This window comes from Pseudomonas sp. FG98 (assembly GCF_057808595.1).
On record NZ_JBMDIJ010000013.1, the window covers coordinates 103,958 to 118,618 of the forward strand.

At 64.3% G+C, this 14,661-nt stretch carries 17 protein-coding genes and 1 pseudogene; 8 read left to right on the forward strand and 10 right to left on the reverse strand.

What is annotated here, in order from left to right:
* Positions 1 to 361: 361 nt before the first annotated feature.
* On the reverse strand, positions 362 to 595 hold the full coding sequence (locus ACODSK_RS11790) for a hypothetical protein (RefSeq protein WP_489016149.1): 234 nt from the start codon (positions 593 to 595) through the stop codon (positions 362 to 364).
* 171 nt (positions 596 to 766) lie between these two features.
* Between ACODSK_RS11790 and ACODSK_RS11795 the strand changes: the two genes are divergently transcribed.
* On the forward strand, positions 767 to 1,351 hold the full coding sequence (locus ACODSK_RS11795; protein WP_489016150.1) for a YajG family lipoprotein: 585 nt from the start codon (positions 767 to 769) through the stop codon (positions 1,349 to 1,351).
* 160 nt (positions 1,352 to 1,511) lie between these two features.
* On the opposite strand, the gene ACODSK_RS11800 is transcribed toward ACODSK_RS11795, so the two are convergent.
* Positions 1,512 to 1,718: a hypothetical protein gene (locus ACODSK_RS11800; protein ID WP_489016151.1), complete on the reverse strand. Its 207-nt coding sequence runs from the start codon at positions 1,716 to 1,718 to the stop codon at positions 1,512 to 1,514.
* Positions 1,719 to 1,884: 166 nt separating this feature from the next.
* Here ACODSK_RS11800 and ACODSK_RS11805 point away from each other — a divergent pair, with 166 nt between their 5' ends.
* Positions 1,885 to 2,145, forward strand: a complete 261-nt coding sequence (locus tag ACODSK_RS11805) for a hypothetical protein (protein WP_489016152.1) — start codon at positions 1,885 to 1,887, stop codon at positions 2,143 to 2,145.
* A 120-nt stretch (positions 2,146 to 2,265) separates the two neighbouring features.
* Here the strand turns inward: ACODSK_RS11805 and ACODSK_RS11810 are convergent, their stop codons facing one another.
* The gene (locus ACODSK_RS11810) at positions 2,266 to 3,432 is read right to left on the reverse strand and encodes a 1-acyl-sn-glycerol-3-phosphate acyltransferase (protein ID WP_489016153.1); all 1,167 of its coding nucleotides are present in this window, start codon (positions 3,430 to 3,432) and stop codon (positions 2,266 to 2,268) included.
* 108 nt (positions 3,433 to 3,540) lie between these two features.
* On the opposite strand from ACODSK_RS11810, the gene ACODSK_RS11815 reads away from it, so the two are divergent.
* The 3 genes from ACODSK_RS11815 to ACODSK_RS11825 all read left to right on the forward strand — a co-directional run bounded on the left by ACODSK_RS11815 (position 3,541) and on the right by ACODSK_RS11825 (position 4,758).
* The gene (locus tag ACODSK_RS11815) at positions 3,541 to 3,723 is read left to right on the forward strand and encodes a CPXCG motif-containing cysteine-rich protein (protein WP_489016154.1); all 183 of its coding nucleotides are present in this window, start codon (positions 3,541 to 3,543) and stop codon (positions 3,721 to 3,723) included.
* Entirely contained in the window at positions 3,723 to 3,983 is a 261-nt protein-coding gene (locus ACODSK_RS11820) for a putative signal transducing protein (protein ID WP_489016155.1), read from the forward strand. The genes ACODSK_RS11815 and ACODSK_RS11820 overlap by 1 nt, the downstream gene beginning before the upstream one ends.
* Positions 3,984 to 4,137: 154 nt before the next feature.
* Positions 4,138 to 4,758, forward strand: a complete 621-nt coding sequence (locus ACODSK_RS11825; RefSeq protein WP_489016156.1) for an SOS response-associated peptidase — start codon at positions 4,138 to 4,140, stop codon at positions 4,756 to 4,758.
* A 110-nt stretch (positions 4,759 to 4,868) separates the two neighbouring features.
* On the opposite strand, the gene ACODSK_RS11830 is transcribed toward ACODSK_RS11825, so the two are convergent.
* Together ACODSK_RS11830 and ACODSK_RS11835 are read right to left on the reverse strand one after the other, a co-directional pair.
* The gene (locus tag ACODSK_RS11830) at positions 4,869 to 5,711 is read right to left on the reverse strand and encodes a methyl-accepting chemotaxis protein (protein ID WP_489016173.1); all 843 of its coding nucleotides are present in this window, start codon (positions 5,709 to 5,711) and stop codon (positions 4,869 to 4,871) included.
* A 15-nt stretch (positions 5,712 to 5,726) separates the two neighbouring features.
* Positions 5,727 to 7,010, reverse strand: a pseudogene (locus ACODSK_RS11835) (methyl-accepting chemotaxis protein); the annotation flags it as partial.
* A gap of 158 nt (positions 7,011 to 7,168) precedes the next feature.
* On the opposite strand from ACODSK_RS11835, the gene ACODSK_RS11840 reads away from it, so the two are divergent.
* Positions 7,169 to 7,987, forward strand: a complete 819-nt coding sequence (locus ACODSK_RS11840) for a M48 family metallopeptidase (protein WP_489016158.1) — start codon at positions 7,169 to 7,171, stop codon at positions 7,985 to 7,987.
* 136 nt (positions 7,988 to 8,123) lie between these two features.
* Here ACODSK_RS11840 and ACODSK_RS11845 read toward each other — a convergent pair whose 3' ends face one another.
* The 5 genes from ACODSK_RS11845 to ACODSK_RS11865 form a co-directional block, all read right to left on the reverse strand.
* Complete coding sequence (locus ACODSK_RS11845; RefSeq protein WP_489016175.1) at positions 8,124 to 8,708, reverse strand: TMEM165/GDT1 family protein; 585 nt, start codon at positions 8,706 to 8,708, stop codon at positions 8,124 to 8,126.
* Between the two features lie 253 nt (positions 8,709 to 8,961).
* Entirely contained in the window at positions 8,962 to 9,960 is a 999-nt protein-coding gene (locus ACODSK_RS11850) for a methyltransferase (RefSeq protein WP_489016159.1), read from the reverse strand.
* A gap of 52 nt (positions 9,961 to 10,012) precedes the next feature.
* Positions 10,013 to 10,969, reverse strand: coding sequence for a 2-hydroxyacid dehydrogenase (locus ACODSK_RS11855; RefSeq protein ID WP_489016161.1), 957 nt, complete (start codon positions 10,967 to 10,969; stop codon positions 10,013 to 10,015).
* A 20-nt stretch (positions 10,970 to 10,989) separates the two neighbouring features.
* Positions 10,990 to 11,346, reverse strand: coding sequence for a MerR family transcriptional regulator (locus ACODSK_RS11860; RefSeq protein WP_489016163.1), 357 nt, complete (start codon positions 11,344 to 11,346; stop codon positions 10,990 to 10,992).
* A 12-nt stretch (positions 11,347 to 11,358) separates the two neighbouring features.
* Positions 11,359 to 11,928 (reverse strand): NAD(P)H-dependent oxidoreductase, encoded by a 570-nt coding sequence (locus tag ACODSK_RS11865; RefSeq protein ID WP_489016164.1) that lies wholly within the window; start codon positions 11,926 to 11,928, stop codon positions 11,359 to 11,361.
* A gap of 257 nt (positions 11,929 to 12,185) precedes the next feature.
* On the opposite strand from ACODSK_RS11865, the gene ACODSK_RS11870 reads away from it, so the two are divergent.
* Together ACODSK_RS11870 and ACODSK_RS11875 are read left to right on the forward strand one after the other, a co-directional pair.
* Entirely contained in the window at positions 12,186 to 12,812 is a 627-nt protein-coding gene (locus ACODSK_RS11870) for a LysE family translocator (RefSeq protein ID WP_489016166.1), read from the forward strand.
* Between the two features lie 138 nt (positions 12,813 to 12,950).
* Positions 12,951 to 14,633, forward strand: coding sequence for a fatty acid--CoA ligase (locus tag ACODSK_RS11875; RefSeq protein ID WP_489016167.1), 1,683 nt, complete (start codon positions 12,951 to 12,953; stop codon positions 14,631 to 14,633).
* Positions 14,634 to 14,661 lie beyond the last annotated feature (28 nt).

Below are 14,661 nucleotides of genomic sequence, written 5' to 3' on the forward strand. Positions count from 1 at the left end.
CGGGGCTGTTCGGGACACTGATGATGCTTTTGCACATACCAGACTGTTCATGCTCGCCACACTCTCGTGAAGTTGTGAAAACCCGTTTTTTCACGCTCTTTTGGAGTCGTGAACCTCAAAAAGGAGCCGTGCAGGGCAGGCTCGTCAGGTTCAGTGCAAAGCGTGGGGCCGAGAAAAGCGGGCACACCGGCTGCGCAAGACCTGTGTGAACGGCTCTCTGTGGGCGATTTTGGAAGGTGCCGATGCATGGCATTGGCGGTGTTGCGGGGCCCGATCAGGAGACGTCCTTATAATCGGGGGCAGATTATAACGATGTCGCGGGCAGAAATGGCCTTTATTAACGACTTTTCTTGCGCGCCCGTCAGGCGGCGAGGGCGCGTTGCAGCAGATTGCCACGACGACGCGCCACGACCCGGGCGCTGGCGGGCAGCGGACGGTTCAGCCAGCGCAGCTCCGGCTCGTTGACCTCGACCCAGCCGGCCCCGACGGGCGGCTGCTCGCAGCACTTGAATGCCAGGCACAGGCCCTGGGCATCGAGGCGGGCGAAATGACGTTGTGGCTGGCGCTTGAAGAGCAGGGACCAGAAGCTGTTCATGGCGAAGTACCTGATGGGGACTGGCGCAAGGATAGGCCGCGGATGATGAAGTCCGTATGACAGGGGAATCCATGCATGAAAGAAGGGTCCAACCCTCCAGGGATCCGATGACTGGCGCAGCACGCGCTGGGTATACTGGCGCCCTTTGCCGCCATTCCAGGAGAGATGAGCATGTTGCAACGTTTGTTGTTCGGTTTGATCGCTGTGACCAGCCTGACTCTGGTCGGGTGCGCCCATAGTCCGCAACAACTCAGCCCGCAGCCGAAACTCACTGCCCAGCTCGCACCCGTTGGCCATGGCCAGCCGGTGGTGGTGCGGGTGGTCGATGGCCGCGGCACCCAGACCCTCGGCACCCGTGGTGGTCTGTACCCGGAAACCAGCGCCATCACCGTGACCGGCAACGATGTCCTGCCGAAGCTGCAGGCCCAGGCCGAAGCGGCGGTACGCCTGCTGGGCTTCACCCCGACGCCGAACGCCTACAACGCGCCACAGCTGACTGTGACCCTGGCCGAGCTGAAGTACCAATCGCCGAAGGAAGGCATGTACGTGACCGAAGCGACCATCGGCGCCACCTTCAAGGCTGATGTGAGCAACGCCAACCGTCGCTACAGCGGCCGTTACGGTGCGTCCCTGGACCAGCGCTTCGGCATGGCGCCGAACCAGGAAACCAACACCAAGCTGGTCGGCGATGTGTTGAGCGACGCCCTGACCCGCCTGTTCAAGGACCCGACCATCGGTCAGGTGCTGGGCGAATAAGCTTCACCGCAGAAATGCAAAAAGCCCGCGTCCTGTGCTCAGGACGCGGGCTTTTTTGTGTGTCCTACGCTGATCCTGTGGGAGCTGGCTTGCCAGCGATGGCGTCGGTGGATACACCATCGCTATCGCTGGCAAGCCAGCTCCCACAGAGTCCACGTTGTCAGGCGGCTTCCACATAGAAATCGAGCACGCTGATACCGGTCTGGCTATCAACCTCCGGCAAATGATCGTGGTGATGGCCGCCCAGGGCGCAATAGACCAGCCACTGGCGGTCCTGGACGTTGAAGGCCAAACCGTCGATCAGCGCTTCCTGCTCCTCGCTCTGGGCTATCAGATAGAGGCGATCCTGGTTTTCGGCGTGCAGCATGACAAGCTCCGGTGCGTTGCGAGGGCGACAGGGTGGCTTGAATTGATGACGATCGTATGAATGTGGCGGCCCGTTGGTCATTTGGTCGTAAAGGACGGGCGAACGCGGGCGGCTTGGGTAGAATGCGCGCGTTTTGACGCAATCCTGGCTATTTCGAGGTAAGGCGATGTCGCTGCAAATGCTCTGGGGGCTGTTCGCTGCCCACCCGGCCAAACTCATCAATCTGCTGGCCCTGGTACTCACCTGCCCGGGCGGCATGCTGCTGCACAGTGCCCGCCGTCGCGCCGCGCGCGCCATCGACAGCCTGCCAGCGGGCGAGGCGGCGATCGACCTGCTGACCCAGCGGGTCAATCGCTTCTACTACAGCCTGGGCTTTGCCTTCCTGGCCATGGCCTTGCTGCTGTCCTGGGTCAGTACCTGGATCTGATAGCTGTGAGGCTTTCATCGCTGGCAAGCCAGCTCCCACAAGGTTCTGGGCCAGCCACAGTATCTGTGCCCGGCGCGGTCCCTGTGGGAGCTGGCTTGCCAGCGATGAGGCCCTCAAGCCTTACAGCGGCAACCCGGCCTTGACCCGATACTGATTCCTCACCGGCGTCGCGTACTGCAACACCAGGTACGGCCGGTGTTCCTCCGGGCAGGCCTCCAGGCGCCGCTGCCACTCGGCCTGGGCCTTGGCCAGCTCTTCCGCACCGAATACCTCGCTGGCCTTCGGCACCTGCAACTGCGGGTCGGCATCCGCCCACTGCGCATACGCCAGGTAGTGCACCGGGAACAGCCGGTAGCCGCCGAGAATCTGCTTGTCGATATGCGCGGCCAGTTGCTTGGTGTCCTCGAACTGCGCGGTCACCGGCGCGGTGAAGTTGATATGCACCCGGCCCTTGTAGCCGGTGATGCCCAGGCCGATGCTCAGGTCGTCCTCGCCCGGGGCCTTGCTGTAGCTGCCAGTGGTGGCGCGGATATACAGCTCGCGGGCCTTGGCCTGGTCGCACGGGTCGTATTCGTAGCTGATCGACACCGGGCTCAGGTTCAGTGACTGGATCACCTCGCCGAACGGCTCGTCCTTGCGGCTCATGTGGAACATCTTGAGGATCGCCGAGTCGGTACGGTCGTCGCCGTCCTTGGCCCGGCCTTCGGCCTGGGCGATCCAGATCGAGGCGCGGTCGTTGCGGATCGAGTGATTGATGTAAGCCGAAAGCAGCTGGTAGGCCGCCAGCTTCTCGCGTCGGCCGCTGATGGAGCGGTGCACGATGAAGCTCTTGTTCAGGCGCATCATGTCGCTGACGAACGGCTTCTGCAGCAGGTTGTCGCCGATGGCGATGCGCGGGGTCGGCAGGCCGGCGTGATAGACGGCGTAGTTGACGAAGGCCGGGTCCATGACGATGTCACGGTGGTTGGCCAGGAACAGATAGGCGGTGCCCGACTTGAACTGCTCGACGCCGGTGTAGGTCACTCCGTCGGTGGCACGATCGATGGTGTGGTCGACGTAGAACTCGACCTTGTCCTGCAGGGTCGCGACGCACTTCACCCCGGCGAACTCCTTGCGCAGGCGCCGTGCGATCAGCGGCTTGAGCAGCCAGCCGAAGCCGTTGGCCATCCGCGGGAAGCGGAACCGGGTCAGGATATCGAGGAATGCCGGATCGCTGAGCAGGCGTGCCAGAACGGCAGGGACCTCAGCGTCGTCATAGGGTCGGATGGCATCGAATTCGCCCATCATGCTCTCTTGTTGTGAAACGACTAGGGTAAAGGGTAGGGCTGCGCCGCAAGACCAGGCTCGCGGGCGCAGGACCGGCAATTATACGCACAAGTAACCGTGGAGACCGCGATGCTGGAAACTGCGTTCTACGATTGTCCTTATTGCGGCGAGGAAGTGGAGACCACACTCGACCTTTCCGGTGGCGACCAGACCTATATCGAGGACTGCGCCGTCTGTTGTCGTCCGATCGTCTTCATTCTGCAGGTGCATGGTGACGAATGGATGCTCGATGTGAAACGCGAGGATGATTGATGCAGCGAATCTACGAGCCGGAAAACCTCCTGGAGGCCGAAGTCCTGCTGGGCATGCTCGGCAACGAAGGGATCGATGCCCACCTGGTCGGTCGCGACCTGATGGGCGGTATCGGCGAGCTGCCAATGCAGGGGCTGCTCGGCCTTGCCGTGGCGGATGACCAGGCCGAGTACGCACGGGAGCTGATCGCCGCGTACAATGCCGCCCTGCCGCTTCCTGGCGATGAGCCGGATAGTTTCCCCGGAGTCCTGATTTGCTAGGTTTTGTAGGAAAAGTGCCTGCGCGGCGATCATGCTGCGTTGAAAACAGGCTCGGAATGCTCATTTACAACCAGTAAACTCCGCTTCCTCGCCTGTTTTCGCCTTGCCTGATCGCCGCTCGGCGACTTTTCCTACAAACCCAAGGTTTGCCCTGATGTGTGGACGTTACGCCCTGTTCCGCTGGTCGCCGGCCTTCGCCGCGTTGCCCGGCTTTCCCGCTGGCCAGAAGGCGCAGTGGAACATTTCCCCTGGCGCGCAGGTGCTGATCCAGCGCCGTGAAGCCGACCAGCTGACCCTGGCCCGCGCCCGCTGGGGCCTGACCCCGCCTTGGCTGACCGACCTGACCCGTACCCCGGCCCATGCCCGCGCCGAAACCCTGGCCGAGCAGCCGATGTTCCGCGAAGCCTTTGCCAAGCGCCGGTGCCTGCTGCCGGCCAACGGTTTCTACGAATGGCGCGGCAATGTGCGCAAGCGGCCGTACTGGCTGACGCCGGGGGAGGGTTCGTCGTTGTTCTTCGCGGCGATCTGGGAGGCGTATCCGGTGCAGGAACAGGTCTGGCTCAGTGTGGCGGTGGTGACCCAGCCGGCGATGAACCAGCGCCGCCCGTTGATTCTCGATGCGGCAGGGCAGGCCGCCTGGCTGGATCCCGAGACCCCGCTGGCCGACCTGCACACCCTGCTGGCCAGCCCTCCCGCCGCCTTGCGCGAGCGGGTGCTGGCCAACTTCGTCAATGATCCGAAGCTCGATGCCCCGGAGTGCCTGACCCCGGCTTGATCTTTCACTGGGGCTGCGTTGCAGCCCTTCGCGAGCGAGCTCGCTCCCACAGCCGCCATTCCGTGGGAGCGAGCTCGCTCGCGAAGGGCCGCAAAGCGGCCCCAATCAACTCAAACCCGGAACTGGTTGATCAACCGACGCTGCTGCTCTGCCAGCTTGGTCAGTTCGGCACTGGCGCTGCTCGACTCATCGGCGCCACCGGCCACTTCATTGGCCACCTGGCCGATATTGATCACGTTGCGGTTGATGTCCTCGGCCACCGCGCTCTGTTCCTCGGCGGCGCTGGCGATCTGGGTGTTCATGTCGTTGATCACCGACACCGCACGGGTAATGCTTTCCAGCGCATCGGCCGCCTTGGCCGCCTGCTGAACGCTGATATCGGTCTTGCCCTGGCTGTCCTCCATGACCCGCACCACATCGCGGGTGCCCTGCTGCAGTTGCTGGATCATCTGCTGGATTTCTTCGGTGGCCTGCTGGGTCTTTTGCGCCAGGTTGCGCACTTCGTCGGCGACTACGGCGAAACCACGACCCTGCTCGCCGGCCCGCGCCGCCTCGATCGCCGCGTTGAGAGCCAGCAGGTTGGTCTGCTCGGCGATGGCGCGGATCGCCACCAGGATGGCATTGATGTTCTCGCTGTCGCGGGCCAGGGTCTGCACCACGCCGACCGCGCGGCCGATCTCGTCGGCCAGGGCGGTGATGGACTGCGAGGTATCGCGGACGATGGACAGGCCCTGGTTGGCCGCCTGGTCGGCGTTGCTCGCGGCTTGCGCGGCATGGGTGGCGTTGCGTGCCACGTCCTGGGCGGTAGCGGTCATTTCATGCACCGCAGTGGCCACCAGGTCGATTTCCGCCATCTGTTTATGCACGCCCTGGTTGGTGCGGATGGCGATATCGGCGGTGTGCTCCGACGAGTCGCTGACCTTCTGCACCGAGCTCACCACCTGGCTGATCATGGTTTGCAGCTTGCCGAGGAAGGTGTTGAAGCCCTTGGCGATCGAGCCCAGTTCGTCGTGACGGTCGCTGTGCAGGCGGCGGGTCAGGTCGCCTTCGCCCTGGGCGATGTCGTCGAGCATCGCCACCATCTGCCGCAGCGGCCGGGCGATGCCGTGGGCCAGCAGCCAGATCACCAGCAGGCCGAGGGCGGCGATGGCCAGGCCGACCAGGGTCATGCCGGTGATGTCGGTGCGGCGTTGTTCGCTGAGGTCGTTCTGCAGTTTTTCCGCGTCGGCCATCACCGCGCTCAGCGGCAGGTCGATCAGCAGGGTCCAGCGCTGTGCGGTCTCGCCGATCTGGAACGGCAGGAACAGGCGGATCTGGCCGTTCTCGCGGTCGACCTCATAGCGCAGCGTATCGCCAGTGGCCTTGGCCAGACCGGCGGCCTCGGCGGCCGGCAGCACGTCGCTGGCCTTTTCGCCGAACTTGCTTTCATCCTTGGTGTAGGCGACCAGGCGACCGTTGTTGCCGATCAGCGCCAGCTCGCCGGCGCCGTCGTAGAGCTTGGCGTCGGCCGCCTTGAGCAGGTCCTGGATGAAGTTCACCGACAGGTCGGCGCCGACGATGCCCATGAACTGGCCGTCGACCAGGATCGGCTCGATGAAGGAGGCGAGCATTACCATCTTGTCGCCCACCTTATAAGGTGCCGGGTCGATGGCGCAGGCGCGCTTGGTCTCCTTGGAGCACAGGTAGTACTCGCTGGCGCGTACGCCGGTGGAGAGCAGGGTGTTGTTGCTCAGGTCGATCAGCGCCTCGACGCCGAGCGTGCCGTCGGTGTTGCGGTACCACCAGGGCTGGAAGCGGCCGGTGGCCGGGTCGATGCCCTTGATCGCGGTGCCGGTGAAATTGGCGTCGGCATGGTCGAGGGCGTTCGGCTCCCAGGCGATGTAGCTGCCCAGCAGCAGCGGGTTATCGACGATGGTCTGTTTCAGCAGGGCGATCAGTTGTTCGCGCTGGATCTGCAGGCGCGGATTGCCGGCGTCGTCCTTCATGCCCAGCTGGGCATTGGTGGTGGCCAGGCCGCGGGCGACCAGCAGCGGCGCTTCGAGGCGGCGCAGGATCTGGCTGGCCTGGGTCTGGGCCAGGGCGGTCAGGCGTTGTTCGATGATGGCGTCGAACTGCTCCCGGGTTCGGGTTTCGACCAGTTCCTGGGTCTTCGCACCGGAATACACCGCATACAGCACCAGGGCTGCGACGATACTCAACACGATAGCCCCCGCTAGGGCGGCAACGGACAACTGGATCGACTTGAACTTCATTGGGGGCTCCGGACGCAGAGAAAAGTCGCCTTGCCCCGGTGTTATCGGCGTGAAACCGATGAATCATGAGCCGGTCAGATAGAAATCTTTGTTTACGGTCGTAGCAAGATCATCTGCGTCGTCCTAGGATACGTCCCACGTCAGAAGGGAGTTTTTTCATGCGTAAATTGGTTGTTGTCGGTGCCTTGGGCGCTTCGATCCTGCTGGCCGGTTGCCAGGCGGTGAATACCACCAGCGGTGGGGCGGTCGGTGTCGAGCGCAAGCAATATATGTTCAGCATGCTGTCGACCGACCAGGTCAACCAGATGTATGCCCAGTCCTACCAGCAGACTCTGGGCGAGGCGTCCGGCAAGGGCGTGCTGGACAAGACCAGTGCTACCGCCAAGCGTGTCCAGGCCATCGCCGACCGGCTGATCGCCCAGGCCCCGCAGTTCCGCCCGGATGCGGCGCAATGGCAGTGGGAGGTCAATCTGATCAAGAGCGACGAGCTCAACGCCAACTGTGGTCCTGGCGGCAAGATCATTTTCTACACCGGCCTGATCGACAAACTGAAGCTGACCGACGACGAGATCGCCGCAGTGATGGGCCATGAAATCGCCCACGCCCTGCGCGAGCACGGCCGCGAAGCGATGTCCAAGGCCTATGGCGTGCAGATGGCCCGTTCCGGCGCTGGTGCCTTGCTCGGCCTTGGCGAAGACAGCCTGCAACTGGCCGACACCGTCGTGCAGTACAGCCTGACCCTGCCCAACAGCCGCAGCAACGAGAACGAAGCCGACCTGATCGGCCTGGAGCTCTCGGCCCGCGCCGGCTACAACCCGAATGCCGCGATCACCCTGTGGAACAAGATGGCCGAGGCCTCGGGAGGCAGCTCGCAGCCGGAGTTCATGAGCACCCACCCGGCCTCGGACAGCCGTATCGCTTCGTTGCAGGCGGCGATTCCGAAAGTGATGCCGCTGTACGAGCAAGCCAAAAAGTAAACCCTCTGGCTTGTGCTGATCCTGTGGGAGCTGGCTTGCCAGCGATGAGGCCATTACAGGCTACCCTGTAGTCAGGTCCGGCCCTATCGCTGGCAAGCCAGCTCCCACAGGGTTTCATGCAGTCTTCTCCCGGCCTTTAGCCCACCCAGCCACTGGCCTTCATGGCCGAATACACGGCAATCAGCGCCAGCACCGCAAAGGCGCTCGCCGCCAGTCGGCGGATCAGGGTCAACGGCAGTTTCTCCGCAGCAAAGTTACCCGCCAGTACCACCGGCACGTTGGCGATCAGCATGCCCAGGGTGGTGCCGATGATCACCATGATCAGGTGTGGGTACTGCGCCGCCAGCATCACCGTGGCGACCTGGGTCTTGTCGCCGATCTCGGCAAGGAAGAACGCGATCAGGGTGGTCAGGAACGGCCCGAAGCGCCGCGCGGTGCTGGCTTCGTCATCGTCCATCTTGTCCGGAATCAACGTCCATGCGGCGGTAGCGAGGAAGCTCGCGGCCAGGATCCAGTGCAGCGTGACATTGCTGAAGAAACTGCCCACCCAGGCCCCGACGGCACCGGCGGCGGCATGGTTGGCCAGGGTCGCGGCGACGATGCCGGCTATGATCGGCCAGGGCTTGCGGAAGCGCGCAGCGAGAATGAGGGCAAGCAATTGCGTCTTGTCGCCGATTTCGGCGAGGGCAACGATGGCGGTGGGGACGAGCAGCGATTCCAGCATCAGGTTTCCTACGGGGGCGGGTCGACACGGCTATGACACGTACGACCTCCCCGCCCCGGGTAAGGTGTTCGTGTCATAGGTCTTGTCAAACCCTGGATCCGTCTGATGCGGACCGTGGGTCGTGCGCGCCATGGTCTGTGGACCAAGTATGTTGACGACGCACCATGCGAGCAGGGCGCTCGCGGGAGACTACTCCCCTAGGACGGAGCGGATTCTGCCTACGCGGATACGTTTGCGCAAGTGCTGATTTTCAGCCGCGCAGCGCCCGATAGATCTTGAATCCGTCGGCCTGGGCACGCGTTTCGCAGTTGCCCAATGCCGCTTCGATCAGCGGCGGATAGCGCAGGAAGCTGTTGGCAACCAGGCGCATTTCCCCACCTTTTTTCAGATGATCGGCGGATTTTTTCAGCAAGTTCTCCGAGGCCTGGTAATTGGTATGGACCCCGGTGTGGAACGGCGGATTACTCAAAATGACATCCAGTTCGCGAGGTGCGAAGTCGATCCCGTCGCCGCTGATCACTTCGCCTTCCAGACCATTGGCAGCCAGGGTCAGGCGGCTGCTGGCGACCGCGAAGGCATCGACGTCGAGCAGCGTCACCCGGCTCTGTGGATAACGCCGCTTGATGATTGCGCCGAGCACCCCGGCGCCGCAGCCGAAGTCCAACACGTGGCCATTGGGCAGGCCGTCCAGGTGTTCCAGGAGCAGGGCGGTGCCGCGGTCGAGGCGGCCATGACTGAAGACCCCCGGCAGGCTGACGATCTTCAGCGGGCCATCGGCCAGCGGCAGCTCGAAGCGCAGGGCCAGGCTGTCCAGCGACTGCGCTGTCGGTGGGGTGTCGACGGTGACCTGCCACAGTTGGCAATGCCGTGCGCTGTCCAGCTTGCGTGGCTTGCCGAAGGCATGCAGTTGCTTGGCCGCGCCCTCGATGCCGCCGCGCTTCTCTCCGACCAGGTACAGGGTGCGGCCGCCCAGGCGCGAGGCGAGGGCGTTGAGCAGGTAGTTGGCCAGATCCCGCGACTTTGGCAGGAACAGCACCGCCGCCTCGAAGGCGACGTCCGGCACCTCGACGCCGTAGTGGCTGCGTCCGGCGAAGCGCGCGTCCAGCAGCGCCTGGTCGCCGGCATGCCAGCACCAGCCCCGGGCTTGCGGGAAAGTGCCCAGCAGGCTGTCGGCGGGTAACCCGGCCAGCAGCAGCGGGCCGGTGAACAGATCAGCCTGACGAAGCAATACTTCACTGCGCGGGTCCATGGACGGCGGCTCCTGAAAAAAAGGGGCGAATTCTAGCAGAAGCCGCAGCGCCTCAACCGACCACGCGGCGCGGCGCTCCGTCGAGGAAGGCGCGGGCGTTCTCGGCCAGTTGGCCGACGATGCGCTGGCGTGCCTCCACCGCACCCCAGGCGCTGTGCGGGGTGACGATCAGGCGCGGGATATCGGCGGCCAGCAGCGGATTGCCGTTGACCGGCGGCTCCACCGACAGCACGTCGGTGGCGGCGCCGCCAAGATGCCCGGCGCGCAGGGCGTCGGCCAGGGCCTGCTCGTCGATCAGGCCGCCGCGGGCGGTGTTGACGATAAAGGCGCCGGGCTTGAGCAGGGCCAGTTGCGCGGCGCCGATCATGTTGCGGGTACTGTCGTTGAGTGGGCAGTGCAGGGTCAGGGCGTCCACCTGCGGCAGCAGTTCGTCGAGGTTCAGGCGATCGTCGCGCGCCGGGCGGCCGGGCAACTGGCCGAGCAGCACGCGCATGCCGAAGGCTTCGGCCAGGCGGGCGACGGCGCCGCCCAGTTCACCATGGCCGAGCAGGCCGAGGGTCTTGCCTTCCAGTTCGACGATGGGGAAGTCCAGCAGGCAGAACTGCTTGGCCTGGTTCCATTTGCCGGCGGCGACCGCCTGTTGGTAGTCCGGCAGGCGGGTGGCCAGGGCCAGCAGCAAAGCCAGGGTGTGCTGGGCCACCGAGGGGGTGCCGTAGCCCTGGCAGTTACACACGGTAATGCCCAGGGCGCGGGCCGCCTGCACATCGACGTTGTTGGTGCCGGTGGCCGCCACCAGGACCAGCTTCAGGTCGGGGCAGGCCTTCAGTACCTCGGCGTTCAGCAGCACCTTGTTGCTGATCGCCACGGTTGCGCCTTGCAGACGTTCGACGACCTGCTCGGGCACAGTCGCCGGATGCACGTCGAAGCGACTGAAGCAGGCGCTCAGGCCGCTGAGGTCGAGGTCACCGAGGTCCAGCGAGCTGTGGTCGAGAAAGACGGCGTGGGTCATGACAAGGCTCCTGGGGCAATTCAGAGAGGGAAGCAGGTATCGGAAAGCTGTTCGAGACTGGCGCCGAATGCTTGCAGCTCGGCCATCTGTCGCTGCAAGCCGTCGATCTGCTGGCGCAACTGCGCGGTCTTGGTCGCGATGGCGGCACCGATGGCGGCGCGGGAGGCCTGGCCGTCGGCTATTAGAGCCTGCATCTCCCTGAGGGTAAAGCCGAGCTTCTGTGCGCATTTGATCAACAGCAGAAGCTCGACGGTCTGCGGGTCATAGACGCGGTAGCTGCCCTGGCGCCGGGCGGGCGGCAGCAGGCCGATGCGCTCGTAATGGCGAATGGTCTTGACGGTGGTCGCGCTAAGGCGGGCGGCTTCGCCGATGAACATCGAGGATCCTTTTCAGCGCATGGCCAGTGCGCGCGTCCGGTCCAGCCAGGCCTGGCGTCGCTGCGGCGTGGAAGAGAGAAGAGGGCCGAACGTTAGCGTCTTTTCCGGGCGGATACCACAGAAGGCCAGGGTCGTGCGGCGCATCTGGTGCAGGCCGGGCATCGCCTGGATCCAGCGGTAGTACCAGGGTGGGGTGTCCATGGTGACCAGCAGGTGGGCATGGCGGCCGGCGAGGAGTTTTTCCGGGAATGGAGAGCCGGACCTGTAGCGAAAGGCGAAGCCGGAAAGCAGGACGCGGTCGAGGAAGCCCTTGAGCAACGCCGGGATGCCGCCCCACCAGATGGGGTAGACCACAACCAGGCGTTCGGCCCAGGCGATGGCCTGCTGGGCGGCGAGCAGATCGTCTTCGAGGGGCTGGGGCTGGCGATAGCCCTCGCGCAGGATCGGGTCGAAATCCAGCTCGCCCAGGTGGAGCAGGCGGACCTGATGGCCGGCTTGCACGGCGCTGTCGTGGTACTGCCGGGCGAGGGCGGCGCAGAAGCTGGTGCTGGAGGGATGGCCGAGGAGGATAAGGATGCGCATTGTCGGTTCCTGCTGGAAAAGGGCGGCAGGGTGAGGGGTGACCTATGGGGGAGAGTCAAGGAGCTGGGTGTGGTGTTGGAGCCACTGGCCTCATCGCTGGCAACGCCAGCTCCCACAGGGTCCAGCGGTGCACGCGATCACTGTGGGAGCTGGCGTTGCCAGCGATGAGGCCAGTGAATCCACGACCATTCGCCCTGTTGTAACAAGGTGTTAATGGTTAAGGTATCGCCCCCGATCGTTACCAGGAGCTCCCGTTCGTGTACTGGGCAGAATTTCTCACCGTTGCGCTTATCCACCTGCTGGCCGTCGCCAGCCCCGGCCCCGACTTCGCCGTAGTGGTGCGGGAAAGCGTTACCCACGGTCGCCGCGCCGGTACCTGGACGGCCTTCGGCGTCGGCACCGCGATCTTCCTGCATGTTGGCTATTCGCTGCTGGGCATCGGCCTGATCGTGTCGCAGTCGATCATGCTGTTCAACGCCTTGAAATGGGCCGCTGCCGCCTATCTCGTGTACATCGGGTTCAAGGCCCTGCGCGCCAAGCCCGCCAGTGCCGGGGAGGCGATCCAGGTTTCCACCGTCGAGCGCACGCCCCGCGCCGCCTACATCGCCGGCTTCATGACCAACGGCCTCAACCCCAAGGCGACGCTGTTCTTCCTTTCGCTGTTCACCGTGGTCATCAACCCGCACACCCCGCTGCTGGTGCAGGCCGGTTACGGCGTCTACCTCGCTTTGGCCACCGGCCTGTGGTTCTGCCTGGTCGCCCTGCTGTTCAGCCAGGCCCGGGTGCGTGCCGGCTTCGCCCGCATGGGCCACTGGTTCGACCGCACCATGGGTGCGGTGCTGATTGCCCTGGGCGTCAAGATCGCCTTCAGCGAAATGCACTGAACCGCGCGCCGAACGGCGTGACCGTTCGGTCGAGAGACGGTCAAATCATTCCTTTGGCTGATTTGACCGTCACATCCCCGTTCTAGAGTAAGGACAGCTTTGTCCAATGCCTCGTGCAACTCCAGAAAAGGGATTCCCATGTTGCAGACCCGTGTCATTGCTCCCGCCCAGGGTGCGTATCAGTTCCCGCTGCTGATCAAGCGCCTGCTGATGTCTGGCAGCCGCTACGAGAAAACCCGCGAGATCGTCTATCGCGACCAGCTGCGCTACAGCTACCCGACCCTCAACGAGCGTATCGCGCGCCTGGCCAACGTCCTCACCGAGGCCGGGGTCAAGGCCGGCGACACCGTGGCGGTGATGGACTGGGACAGCCATCGCTACCTGGAATGCATGTTCGCCATCCCGATGATCGGCGCCGTGGTGCACACCATCAACGTGCGCCTGTCGCCGGAGCAGATCCTCTACACCATGAACCACGCCGACGACCGCTTCGTGCTGGTCAACAGCGATTTCGTCGGGCTGTACCAGGCCATTGCCGGGCAACTGACCACGGTGGAAAAGACCCTGCTGCTCACCGACGGCCCGGACAAGACCGCCGAACTGCCCAACCTGGTCGGCGAATACGAGCAGTTGCTGGCCGCCGCCAGCCCGCACTACGACTTCCCGGACTTCGACGAAAACTCCGTCGCCACCACCTTCTACACCACCGGCACCACCGGTAACCCCAAGGGCGTGTACTTCACCCATCGGCAACTGGTCCTGCACACCATGGGCGTGGCCACTGTTACCGGTAGCATCGACAGCGTGCGTCTGCTCGGCACCGACGACGTGTATATGCCGATCACCCCGATGTTCCACGTGCACGCCTGGGGCATTCCCTACGTGGCCACCATGCTCGGGCTCAAGCAGGTCTACCCCGGTCGCTACGAGCCGGACATGCTGGTCAGGCTATGGCGCGAAGAGAAGGTCAGCTTCTCCCACTGCGTGCCGACCATCCTGCAGATGCTGCTCAACTGCAAGAACGCCCAGGACGAGGACTTCGGCGGCTGGAAGATCATCATCGGCGGCAGCGCGCTGAACCGCGCCCTGTACGAAGCGGCCAAGGCCCGGGGTATCCAGTTGACCGCAGCCTACGGCATGTCCGAGACCTGTCCGCTGATCTCCTGCGCCCACCTCAACGAGGAACTGCTCGCCGGCAGCGAGGACGAGCGCACCACCTACCGGATCAAGGCCGGCGTGCCGGTACCGCTGGTGGAAGCGGCGATCGTCGATGGCAATGGCAACTTCCTGCCCGCCGATGGCGAGTCCCAGGGCGAACTGGTGCTGCGCGCCCCCTGGCTGACCATGGGCTACTACCGCGAGCCGGAGAAGAGCGAAGAGCTGTGGGACGGCGGCTGGCTGCACACCGGTGACGTCGCCACCCTCGACGCCATGGGCGTGATCGACATCCGCGACCGCATCAAGGACGTGATCAAGACTGGCGGCGAATGGATTTCGTCACTGGACCTCGAAGACCTGATCAGCCGCCACGCCGCCGTGCGCGAAGTGGCCGTGGTCGGCGTCGCCGATCCGCAGTGGGGCGAGCGTCCGTTCGCCCTGCTGGTGGTGCGCGAAGGGGCGAGCATCGATGCGCGGGCATTGAAGGAACACCTCAAGCCGTTCGTCGAGCTGGGCCATATCAACAAATGGGCGATTCCCAGCCAGATCGCCCTTGTTACCGAAATTCCCAAGACCAGCGTCGGCAAGCTCGACAAGAAGCGCATCCGCGTCGACATCACCGAGTGGCAGGCCAGCAACAGCGCATTCCTCTCCACCCTCTAGCCCGCACCGGCTCGCGCCTTGATCGGGG

Bases quoted from the DNA above. Each gene is read 5' to 3' on its own strand.
- ACODSK_RS11790 (WP_489016149.1), bottom strand. From the start codon at position 595: ATGAACAGCTTCTGGTCCCTGCTCTTCAAGCGCCAGCCACAACGTCAT.
- ACODSK_RS11795 (WP_489016150.1), top strand. From the start codon at position 767: ATGTTGCAACGTTTGTTGTTCGGTTTGATCGCTGTGACCAGCCTGACT.
- ACODSK_RS11800 (WP_489016151.1), bottom strand. From the start codon at position 1,718: ATGCTGCACGCCGAAAACCAGGATCGCCTCTATCTGATAGCCCAGAGC.
- ACODSK_RS11805 (WP_489016152.1), top strand. From the start codon at position 1,885: ATGTCGCTGCAAATGCTCTGGGGGCTGTTCGCTGCCCACCCGGCCAAA.
- ACODSK_RS11810 (WP_489016153.1), bottom strand. From the start codon at position 3,432: ATGATGGGCGAATTCGATGCCATCCGACCCTATGACGACGCTGAGGTC.
- ACODSK_RS11815 (WP_489016154.1), top strand. From the start codon at position 3,541: ATGCTGGAAACTGCGTTCTACGATTGTCCTTATTGCGGCGAGGAAGTG.
- ACODSK_RS11820 (WP_489016155.1), top strand. From the start codon at position 3,723: ATGCAGCGAATCTACGAGCCGGAAAACCTCCTGGAGGCCGAAGTCCTG.
- ACODSK_RS11825 (WP_489016156.1), top strand. From the start codon at position 4,138: ATGTGTGGACGTTACGCCCTGTTCCGCTGGTCGCCGGCCTTCGCCGCG.
- ACODSK_RS11830 (WP_489016173.1), bottom strand. From the start codon at position 5,711: ATGATCAGCCAGGTGGTGAGCTCGGTGCAGAAGGTCAGCGACTCGTCG.
- ACODSK_RS11840 (WP_489016158.1), top strand. From the start codon at position 7,169: ATGCGTAAATTGGTTGTTGTCGGTGCCTTGGGCGCTTCGATCCTGCTG.
- ACODSK_RS11850 (WP_489016159.1), bottom strand. From the start codon at position 9,960: ATGGACCCGCGCAGTGAAGTATTGCTTCGTCAGGCTGATCTGTTCACC.
- ACODSK_RS11855 (WP_489016161.1), bottom strand. From the start codon at position 10,969: ATGACCCACGCCGTCTTTCTCGACCACAGCTCGCTGGACCTCGGTGAC.
- ACODSK_RS11860 (WP_489016163.1), bottom strand. From the start codon at position 11,346: ATGTTCATCGGCGAAGCCGCCCGCCTTAGCGCGACCACCGTCAAGACC.
- ACODSK_RS11865 (WP_489016164.1), bottom strand. From the start codon at position 11,928: ATGCGCATCCTTATCCTCCTCGGCCATCCCTCCAGCACCAGCTTCTGC.
- ACODSK_RS11875 (WP_489016167.1), top strand. From the start codon at position 12,951: ATGTTGCAGACCCGTGTCATTGCTCCCGCCCAGGGTGCGTATCAGTTC.